Origin of the sequence: Streptomyces sp. NPDC088812 (assembly GCF_044750285.1) — a bacterium.
Classification (GTDB): Bacteria; Actinomycetota; Actinomycetes; order Streptomycetales; family Streptomycetaceae; genus Streptomyces.
In genome coordinates this window covers 143,759-153,424 of sequence record NZ_JBIVJP010000003.1, presented here as the reverse complement: position 1 = coordinate 153,424, position 9,666 = coordinate 143,759, and the positions used below count along the sequence as shown (strand labels likewise).

The following is a 9,666-nucleotide window of genomic DNA, read 5'->3' as shown; positions in this document are numbered from 1 at the left end:
TACTCCCGCCGCTTCCGGTCGGTCCGGCGTCCGCCTACCGTCGCTCCGTGACCAAGTTCCTCCTCGCCGTCCACGTCCTCGCCGCGATCGTCGCCGTCGGGCCCGTCACCGTCGCGGCCAGCATGTTCCCGCCCGCCGCCCGCCGCGCCCTGGCCTCCCCCGACGACAGCCGGGCGACCGAGACCGTACGGCTGCTGCACCGCATCTGCCGGGTGTACGCCGGTGTCGGCATCGCGGTGCCCGTCTTCGGGTTGTTCACGGCGGCCGCGATGGGCGTGATGGGCGACGCCTGGCTGATCGCGTCGATCGCGCTGACCCTGCTGGCCGCGATCGTCCTGGTCGTGCTCGTGCTGCCCGGGCAGGAGCCCCTCGTCGAGGGCGCCGGAAGCCGGGAGGCGACCGTCCGGCTCGCCATGGTCACCGGTGTGTTCAACCTGCTGTGGGCGACGGTGACGGTCCTGATGATCGTGCGGCCGGGGTCGACGACGGGAGCGTAGGCGGGCGGGCGGGCGGGCGGACAGGCCGTCGGACGGCGCGGGGAGGGATCCACGCCGGCTGATGCACGCCGGCTGATGCACGCCGGCTGTCCGTCGCCGACGAACGAACGGGGGCCCACACCGGGTGGGCCCCCGTTCGTCGGCGGTGGACCGCCGTCACGCCGTCGCCGTGGTCGGCCCCTGCGGGGGCTGCGGGGGCCGCGGTCCCTTCGGCCCGCCCGGCCGCCCGGCCCCGCCGGGCGCCACCCGCTCACGCGCCTGCGTCGCCGCCGCCGTCAGCGGCGTGGCGATGTCCTCCAGGGAGCGCCGCTCGGCCCGTACCGCGAGGAAGGCGGCGACCAGGCCGGCCGCGCACATCAGCCCGGCGCCGATCTGGAAGGCGAGCACCGTGTCGCCGACCTCGCCCGTGCCGGTGAGGTCGGCGAAGATCAGGGGGCCGCTGATGCCGCCGGCGGCGGTGCCCAGGGCGTAGAAGAAGGCGATGGACATCGCGCGGGTCTCCATCGGGAAGATCTCGGAGACCGTCAGGTAGGCGCTGGACGCGCCCGCCGACGCGAAGAACAGCACCACGCACCAGCAGGCCGTCAGCGTGGACGCGCTCAGCGAGCCGCGGTCGAACAGCCAGGCCGTGCCGAACAGCAGCAGACCGGACAGCAGGTACGTCGACGAGATCATCACCCGGCGGCCGACCGTGTCGAACAGCTTGCCCAGCAGCAGCGGGCCGAAGAAGTTGCCGAGGGCGATGACGGCGAAGTAGTAGCCGGTGTGGCCGGAGGGCACGTCGAAGAACGTGGTCAGGATCGCGCCGAAGCCGAAGGTGATGGCGTTGTAGAGGAACGCCTGCCCGATGAAGAGGGAGAATCCGAGGACGGCGCGGCGGCGGTAGTCGGAGAAGACCGTACGGCCGATCTCGGCGAAGGAGACGCCGCGGCGCTGGTGGATGGTGATCTCGCCCTCGGCCCGCGGCAGCGGCCCGCCCGACTCGGCCTCGATCTTCCGCTCGATGGAGGAGACGATCCGTTCCGCCTCGTCGTCGCGGCCGTGGATCAGCAGCCAGCGCGGACTCTCCGGCACATGGCGCCGTACGAGGAGGATGACCAGGGCGAGGACGGCGCCGAGGGCGAACGTCAGCCGCCAGCCCACGTCCGCCGCGAAGACGTCCGTGTCCAGCGCCACGATCGACAGCAGCGAACCGCCGACCGCGCCCAGCCAGAAACTGCCGTTGATCATCAGGTCGACGCGGCCCCGGTAGTCCGCCGGGATCAGCTCGTCGATGGCGCTGTTGATCGCCGCGTACTCGCCGCCGATGCCGAAGCCGGTGAGGAAGCGGAAGAGCAGGAACCACCAGGTGTCGAAGGAGAGCGCGGTCAGGGCGGTGGCCGCGAGGTACACCGCGAGCGTGATCATGAAGAGCTTCTTGCGGCCCCAGCGGTCGGTCAGCCGGCCCCAGAAGAGGGCGCCGATGCACGCGCCGGCCACGTACAGGGCGGCCGCGATGCCGGTCACCTGGCCGGAGGTGATCGGCAGGCCGCTGCCGGGCTCCGACAGCCGGCCGGCGATGTTGCCGACGACGGTGACCTCGAGTCCGTCGAGGATCCACACGGTGCCGAGACCGATCACGATCGTCCAGTGCCAGCGTGACCAGGGGAGACGGTCGAGGCGGGCGGGGATGTCGGTGGTGATGGTACGGCCGCCGGTCTCGGCGGGCTCACTGCCTCTGGCCTGGGCGGTGGTCATGGGCTCCCTCCTCCGTGAGCGGAACGGAGATCGGGTGCCCTGGGGGGTGCGGGTTCACGCCGTTGGCCAGGGGGGCCATCCGGGTGGTGCACCCGCGCCGGTGCGGGCCTTGCTGGGGGCTGCCGCCCCCAGGCCCCCGCTTCGGCCCCGAAAGGGCCTCGTCCTCAAACGCCGGACGGGCTGGAATGCCCTGATCAGCACCGAAAGGAGCGGCCGATCCGGTGACACCCGGACGGGCTGGAATGCCCTGATCAGCACCGAAAGGAGCGACCGATCCGGTGACACCCGGACGGGCCGGAATGCCCTGATCAGCACCGAAAGGAGCGACCGATCCGGTGACACCCGGACGGGCCGGAATGCCCTGATCAGCACCAAAAGGAGCCGCCGATCCGGTGACACCCGGACGGGCCGGAATGCCCTGATCAGCACCGAAAGGAGCCGCCGATCCGGTGACACCCGGACGAGCTGGAATGCCCTGATCGGCACCGAAAGGAGCGGCCGATCCGGTGACGCCGGACGGGCTGAGTGAGCCCGGCACCGGAAGAAGTGAGCCCGGCACCGGAAGAAGTGAGGCGCCGCCCCCGCTACGCCCCCAACCCCCGCGCCACCGTATAGATCAGCAGGCCCGCCAGCGAGCCCACCACCGTGCCGTTGATCCGGATGAACTGGAGGTCACGGCCGATGTGGGCCTCGATCTTGCGGGTCGTGTGCTCGGCGTCCCAGCCGGCCACGGTGTCGGTGATGAGCGAGGTGATCTCCGTGCGGTACGTCGTCACGACGTGGACCGCCGCGCCCTCCACCCAGCTGTCGACCTTCTCCTGGACCCTGGGTTCCGTCGCCATGCGGGTGCCCAGGGAGAGCAGGGCGGCCCGCACCCGCAGGCGCAGCTCACTGCGCTCGTCCTCCGCCGCCGCGACGATCATGGACCGTACGGCGGTCCAGACGGAGGCGATGAGGTCCTGGACCTCGCCGCGGCCCAGCACCTCCCCCTTGAGCCGCTCGACCCGCGCCCGGGTCTCGGTGTCGGACTGGAGGTCGGAGGCGAAGTCGGTGAGGAAGCGGTCGAGGGCGCCCCGGGCCGGGTGGGACGGCATGTCCCGCATCTCCGCGCAGAACCGCAGCAGCTCCTTGTAGACGCGCTCACCGACCTTGCGGTCGACGAACCTCGGCGTCCAGCCGGGCGCACCGCCCTGCACCGCGTCCATCACGGAGTCCGCGTGCAGCACCAGCCAGTCGTGCGCCCGGGAGACCACCAGGTCGACGGCGCGCCGGTGACCGCCGTCCGCGACGATCTTCTCCAGCATCTTGCCCATGCCGGGTGCGATCTCCTGGGCGTCGGCCCGCCGGGTGATCGCCTCGCCGACGACCGCCTGGACGTCCGAGTCGCGCAGCACCGTCAGCGCGCCCCGCAGGGCCGTCGCCAGCTCCGCGGTGACCCGGTCGGCGTGTTCCGGTTCCGCCAGCCAGGCGCCGAGCCGGGAGCCGATGCCGACCGCGCGCAGCCGCTGCCGTACGACGTCCTCGGAGAGGAAGTTCTCCCCGACGAACTCGCCCAGGGAGACGCCCAGCTGGTCCTTCTTGGTGGGGATGATCGCGGTGTGCGGGATGGGCAGGCCCAGCGGGTGGCGGAAGAGGGCGGTCACGGCGAACCAGTCGGCCAGCGCGCCGACCATGCCGGCCTCGGCGGCCGCCGCCACATAGCCCGCCCAGGGGCCCGCGCCCCGGTGGGAGGCCCACTCGGCGAGGACGTACACCACGGCCACCACCAGCAGCAGCCCGGTCGCGGTGAGCTTCATCCGCCGCACGCCGCGCCGGCGCTCCTCGTCGGCGGCGCTGAAGACGGTCATCGCGCGCACCGCGGCCGCCGGCCTTCCCTCCGCCATCCCCGCCACCTTCCCGTCCGCCGTTTTCCTGTCGGCCACCGTCTTGTCGGCCACCGTCTCGTCGGCCACCGTCTTGTCGGCCACCCACTCCCGCCTTCCCGTTTTCTCCGCTCCCGTCCCCTCCGTCCCTCCATCCCGCGCCCCCGCCCGGTCCATCCGCCGGTGCATCCGCCGGCCCGCCCGCCGGTCCACCCACCGGTCCATCCGCCGGCCCACCCGTCGGTCCATCCGCGCTCCCCCGTTCCGGATCCCCCGCGTCCCCCGGCACAGACATTGTCCTGCGACGCACACATTGTCCTGCCTGACCGACTCCCGGAACGGAACAGGAGTTCCCGACGTCTGTCAGGCGGGGGAGTTCGACGGTGACCTCCTGCACGACATCCGGAGCCCCGCCGCTCCCTCGCACGAGGAGAACCACACCCGCATGACCAGGCACCACGACGGGGGCGTGGCCATGTCCCGCACGAGACACCGCGCCGAACTGTCCGCGATCGCCGCCGTGATCACGGCCCTCTCGGCGGCCATATACGTCGGCGTCGACGCCGGGGACGGCCCCCTCGACGACACCACCGCCGCACCCCGCCCGGCCCCGGGCCGGGCCGCCCCCGTCTCGACCGGCGTCTGGGTCGGCACCTGGGCCGCCGCCCCCGCCGGCGGCGAACCGCTCACCGGGACGGACGGCACCGCGGGGCGCACGGTGCGCAACGTCGTCCACACCAGCGTCGGCGGGACCGGCGCCCGCATCACCCTGTCCAACCTGTACGGCACCCGGCCGCTGACCGTCACCGCCGCCACCCTCGCCGTCGCGGCCGACGACGACGGCCCGGCCGCGACCGCCGGCACCCTGCGCCGGCTCACCTTCGGCGGCGCGCCCACGGTCGTCGTCCCCGCCGGCGGGCAGACCGTCAGCGACGCCGTCACGCTCGCCGTCCCCGCCGACACCGACGTCCTGGTCAGCACCTACACCCCCGCCTCCGCCGGGCCGGTCACCCATCACCGGCACGCCCGGCAGACCAGCTACACCGCCGACGGCGAGCACACCGAGGACGTGACGGGCGGCCCGTACACCGGGCGGAGCACCTCCTGGCGCTACCTCACCGCCCTGGACGTCCTCAGCAACGAGGCCGACGGCACCGTCGTCGCCTTCGGCGACTCCATCACCGACGGCATCACCTCCACGCCGGGCGCCAACCGGCGCTGGCCCGACGTGCTCTCCGACCGGCTGCGGGCCGCCGTCACCGCCGGCGAGGACGCGCCCCGCTACGGCGTCGTCAACGCGGGCATCAGCGGCAACCAGGTCCTCGCCGACGGACAGGGCGTCCCCCGCTCCCGGCCCCGCCCGGACGGGGACCTCCCCACCGCGGACAACCCCAGCGGACTCGAACGCTTCGAACGGGACGTCCTCGGCCGCCCGAACGTCCGGGTCGTCGTCGTCGACCTCGGCGTCAACGACCTCCTGCGCAACCGCTCCCTCGCCGACCCCGACGCCGTCGCCGACGGCCTGCGCACCCTCGTCGAGCGCGCCCACGCCCGCGGCGTCAAGGTCGTCGGCACCACCCTCCTGCCCTTCCGCGGCCACCGCGGCTCCACCGACGCCCGCGAGGGCGTACGGCGCGAGATCAACGACACGCTCCGCTCGGGCACGGTCTTCGACGAGCTCGTCGACGTCGACGCGGCCCTGCGCGACCCGTACGACCCGCGCCGCCTGCGCGCCGACTACGACTCGGGCGACAGCCTGCACCCCAGCGACAAGGGGTACCGCAGGATGGCGGAGCTCATCGAGCCGGAGCAACTGGAGGGGTCGGCACCGGCACGGCTGTGACCGGCGCCCGCCCGCCCGCGGGACCGCCCGCACCGGCGGCCGCCGTTCCATTCCCCCGATGCCGCCGGCGCGAGAAACGCCGTGACCGGCGCCCCGTTCAGTCCCCCCGGTGCCGCCGGCCCTCCCCGCCCTCGCCCTCCGCCCCGCCGGGCAGTTCCCGCCCTGCCTCCCCGCGCGCCGGCCGCTCCCGCCGCCGCTCCTGACGCGTCCGCTTGCGTTCGACGCCGACCCCGCCCCAGAACGCGAACCCGGTCACCACCACGCGCGGCGCCCCCGGGTCGCCCGCGGCGCCCGTCACCCCCTGGTCGAAGCCGCCCATGAAACCGTGACCCCGCACCACGACGTCCACGCCCGGCGGCACGACGACACTCATCCCGCCCATGATCGCAACGCAGTTGATCACGACCTCCCCGGCGGCGAAGTCCGCCTCCCGCAGATCGATCACCCCGCCGCCCCAGAACGCGAAGCCGGTGAAACGCCGGGGCACCGTCCAGCGCCCCCTGCGCTGGAAACCCGACATCACGGCCACAGCCGCCGTCGACGACCCCTGACCGCCCACGATCCGCCCGGCCCAGCCACCGTCCGCCCGAACCCCCTTGCCCAACGGCACCTCGGGCGACGGCGGGGCGACCCCGGGGGCCGGCAGATCCCGGGTGATCGGCGCCAGCTCGCCGTACGTCCGCGCCCGGTACGTCGCGTCCAGCCGCTCCTCGAACTCCGCCATGTCCAGCCGGCCCTCGGCGAGGGCGTCCCGCAACACCTCGGCGACCCGCTCACGATCGGCGTCGGAGGCACGCAGGTCCGGAACCGCGTCATCGGTCATGACCGGCAGCCTACGAGTTCCCGGCGCCCGGTACCACGCTCTCCACGCTCTCCCGCCCGGCGTACATCCGGGCGATGACCGCCTCGATGTCCGGCTCCCGCACCGACAGGTCCACCAGCGGGTACTCCGCCGCGATCCGCGCCACCAGCGGCGCCGCCGACACCGACGCCGGGAAGGCCAGCCACTGCCGCGGCCCCTCCACCCGCACCACCCGCGCGGCCGGGCCCGCCTCGATCGGCGGCAGCTCCCGCTCCAGGTCCACCACCAGCGTCCGCTCGCTCTCACCCGCCTCGTGCAGACCCGCGAGCGGACCGTCGTACATCATCCGCCCGTGGTCGATGACCATCACCCGGGAGCAGAGCTGCTCGATGTCCTGGAGGTCGTGCGTGGTGAGCAGGACCGTGGTGCCGCGCTCGGCGTTCAGCTCGCGCAGGAACTCCCGCACCCGCGCCTTGGAGACCACGTCGAGGCCGATCGTCGGCTCGTCGAGGTACAGCACCTCCGGATCGTGCAGCAACGCGGCCGCGATGTCGCCCCGCATCCGCTGCCCCAGCGACAGCTGCCGCACCGGGACGTCCAGCAGGGCCGACAGGTCGAGCAGGCCGACCAGCCGGTCCAGGTCCTCCCGGTAACGGGCGTCGGGAATGCGGTACATGCGGTGCATCAGCCGGTAGGAGTCGATCAGCGGAAGGTCCCACCACAACGTCGTACGCTGCCCGAACACCACCCCTATCCGCTGCGCCAGCCGCGTCCGCTCCCGGGACGGGTCGATACCCGCGACCCGCAGCCGGCCACCGCTCGGCGTGAGGATGCCCGTCAGCATCTTGATCGTCGTCGACTTCCCGGCACCGTTCGGCCCGATGTAGCCGACCATCTCGCCGCGCGCCACGGTGAAGGAGATCCGGTCGACCGCCCGCACCCGCCGGGTCTCCCGCCTCAGGAAACCCGTCCGCGCGCGCACGTCGAAGACCTTCTCCACCCCGTCGAGCTCAATGAACGCGTCCACCGTCAACTCCCCGTACTCCGATACGACCGCAGCCCCGCCCGCCAGGCCAGCCCGGACAGCGCACAGCACCCCACCGCCACCAGCGGCGGAGCGAACGCCGCCCACTGCGGCAGCCCCACCGGATACGGCCGCCCCAGCACGTACGCGGCCGGCACCCAGTTGACGAACGCCAGCGGGAACACGAACGTCACCCCCCGCACCAGCTCCTTGCCGAACACCGTCGGCGGATACTGCAACATCGTCTGGCCCCCGTAGGTGAAGGCGGACTGCGCCTCCGACGCGTCCTGCGTCACGAACTGGAACGCGGCGCCCGCCACCAGCACCGCACCGAAGATCGCCGCACCGCTGACCACCGTCACCGGCAGCAGCAGCACCCGGGACGCGCTCCAGTCGACGTCCACCGCGACCAGCGCCCAGCCCAGCACCAGCGCCCCCTGCACGATCCGGGAGACCCGGCGCAGCGCGAACCGGTCCGCGGCCACCTGCGCGAGCACCGGCGCCGGCCGCAGCAGCAGCGTGTCGAGCGTGCCGTCCCGCACCCGCGAACCCAGCCGGCCCGCCGAGCCCATCACCAGGTCCGCCAGCCCGAACGACGTCGCGGACAGCCCGTACAGGAAGGCCACCTCGGGCAGCGGGTAGCCGCCGAGCACGTCGACCTGGGAGAACATGAGCAGGATCGCGACGAAGTCCAGGCCCGACACCAGCAGCCCGGCCAGCACGGTCATCACGAACGACATCCGGTAGGCCAGCGTCGAACGGATCCACATCCCGGCGATCAGCCGGTAGACGCGCAGCCCCTCCGCCACCCGGCCGCCCGACACCGGCACCTGCACCGGCACCGGCACCGGCACCGGCACCGGCACCCGGCCGCTCCCCATCGGCACCCGGCCGTCCTCCACCGGCACCCGGCCGCTCCCCGTCGACGGGCGGCCGTCCTCCTCCACCACCCGGCCGGCCTCACCCACCCTGCACCACCACCCGCCGCGTCGCCGCGCCCTGCACCAGCCGCCCCACCGTCAGCAGCACCACCGCCCACACCGCCTGAAAGAGGTACGTGGCCGACGCGTCGGCCTCCCCCAGCAGGACGTCCGCCGGCATCTGGAGCATCGCCGACCACGGCAGCGCCCGCACGATGTCGCCCAGCGGCTCGGGGAAGGCGTTCAGCGGCAGCGCCATGCCCGTGCAGAACATCCCGGCGACCATCAGCAGCTGCAACGCACCCGTGCCGTCCAGCAGCCAGAACCCGCTCAGCGCCACCAGGAACCGGATCGCGAAGCTGACCACCATCGCCAGCAGCACCGCCACCAGGAACCGCAGCCACACCAGCGGATCGCCGGGCACGGCCGTCGGGAACACCAGCATCCCCACGGCGAACGGGATCACCCCCCGCCCCAGCAACTGGAACAGCGAACGCCCCACATCGGTGGCGAACCACCACAGTTGCAGATCGGCCGGCCGGTACAGGTCGATCGCCACCGCACCCGTGCGGATCCGCTCCATCAGCTCGGCCTCGAAACCACCGCCCTGGAGCGCCAGCGTCGCGAACAGCGCCTGCCCCACCCACACGTACGTCACCGCCTGCGCCTGGTCGTAGCCCCCGAGATGGGGCCGCTCGTCCCACAACGCCAGGTAGGTACAGGCGAGGATGAGACCGAAAACGGTGTTGGTGAACACCCCCGCGGCCGTGGCCGCCCGATAGGTCGCGTACCTTCGGAAGCCCCCCGCTGCGACGGCCGCGTACAACCGCGCCGAACCCACGGCAACCGTCCTCCCACAACTCATGGACACCGAAGCGCAGGAGCCTAGGCGACCGCACCGCGGCACGCCACGCGTTTTACGGGCCCGCCATGTGACGCGACGCGCGCCGATTGCCGGGAACGGAACGCATGGTGCGAGAG

The 9,666-nt window shown here is 73.1% G+C and carries 8 protein-coding genes; 2 read left to right on the top strand and 6 right to left on the bottom strand.

What is annotated here, in order from left to right:
- The first annotated feature begins 47 nt into the window (after positions 1-47).
- A complete protein-coding gene (locus ACIP67_RS06835; protein WP_401688446.1) occupies positions 48-497 on the top strand; it encodes a hypothetical protein in 450 nt (149 codons plus the stop codon).
- 156 nt (positions 498-653) lie between these two features.
- On the opposite strand, the gene ACIP67_RS06830 is transcribed toward ACIP67_RS06835, so the two are convergent.
- Together ACIP67_RS06830 and ACIP67_RS06825 are read right to left on the bottom strand one after the other, a co-directional pair.
- The gene (locus ACIP67_RS06830) at positions 654-2,234 is read right to left on the bottom strand and encodes an MFS transporter (protein ID WP_401688443.1); all 1,581 of its coding nucleotides are present in this window, start codon (positions 2,232-2,234) and stop codon (positions 654-656) included.
- Positions 2,235-2,818: 584 nt separating this feature from the next.
- The gene (locus tag ACIP67_RS06825; RefSeq protein WP_401689258.1) at positions 2,819-4,117 is read right to left on the bottom strand and encodes a DUF445 domain-containing protein; all 1,299 of its coding nucleotides are present in this window, start codon (positions 4,115-4,117) and stop codon (positions 2,819-2,821) included.
- Between the two features lie 424 nt (positions 4,118-4,541).
- Between ACIP67_RS06825 and ACIP67_RS06820 the strand changes: the two genes are divergently transcribed.
- A complete protein-coding gene (locus ACIP67_RS06820) occupies positions 4,542-5,939 on the top strand; it encodes a GDSL-type esterase/lipase family protein (RefSeq protein WP_401688440.1) in 1,398 nt (465 codons plus the stop codon).
- A 97-nt stretch (positions 5,940-6,036) separates the two neighbouring features.
- On the opposite strand, the gene ACIP67_RS06815 is transcribed toward ACIP67_RS06820, so the two are convergent.
- The 4 genes from ACIP67_RS06815 to ACIP67_RS06800 form a co-directional block, all read right to left on the bottom strand.
- Positions 6,037-6,762, bottom strand: a complete 726-nt coding sequence (locus tag ACIP67_RS06815) for a DUF1707 domain-containing protein (RefSeq protein ID WP_401688437.1) — start codon at positions 6,760-6,762, stop codon at positions 6,037-6,039.
- Between the two features lie 10 nt (positions 6,763-6,772).
- Positions 6,773-7,774 carry an ATP-binding cassette domain-containing protein gene (locus ACIP67_RS06810; RefSeq protein ID WP_401688435.1) on the bottom strand — a complete coding sequence of 334 codons (1,002 nt, stop codon included), beginning with the start codon at positions 7,772-7,774 and terminating at the stop codon, positions 6,773-6,775.
- The gene (locus ACIP67_RS06805) at positions 7,771-8,535 is read right to left on the bottom strand and encodes an ABC transporter permease (protein ID WP_401689255.1); all 765 of its coding nucleotides are present in this window, start codon (positions 8,533-8,535) and stop codon (positions 7,771-7,773) included. Before ACIP67_RS06805 ends, ACIP67_RS06810 begins: the two co-directional genes overlap by 4 nt.
- A 190-nt stretch (positions 8,536-8,725) precedes the next feature.
- Positions 8,726-9,550: an ABC transporter permease gene (locus tag ACIP67_RS06800; protein WP_401688432.1), complete on the bottom strand. Its 825-nt coding sequence runs from the start codon at positions 9,548-9,550 to the stop codon at positions 8,726-8,728.
- Positions 9,551-9,666 lie beyond the last annotated feature (116 nt).

Coding starts and splice junctions, on each gene's coding strand:
- ACIP67_RS06830 (WP_401688443.1), bottom strand. CDS start 2,234: ATGACCACCGCCCAGGCCAGAGGCAGTGAGCCCGCCGAGACCGGCGGC.
- ACIP67_RS06825 (WP_401689258.1), bottom strand. CDS start 4,117: ATGGCGGAGGGAAGGCCGGCGGCCGCGGTGCGCGCGATGACCGTCTTC.
- ACIP67_RS06820 (WP_401688440.1), top strand. CDS start 4,542: ATGACCAGGCACCACGACGGGGGCGTGGCCATGTCCCGCACGAGACAC.
- ACIP67_RS06815 (WP_401688437.1), bottom strand. CDS start 6,762: ATGACCGATGACGCGGTTCCGGACCTGCGTGCCTCCGACGCCGATCGT.
- ACIP67_RS06805 (WP_401689255.1), bottom strand. CDS start 8,535: ATGTGGATCCGTTCGACGCTGGCCTACCGGATGTCGTTCGTGATGACC.
- ACIP67_RS06800 (WP_401688432.1), bottom strand. CDS start 9,550: ATGAGTTGTGGGAGGACGGTTGCCGTGGGTTCGGCGCGGTTGTACGCG.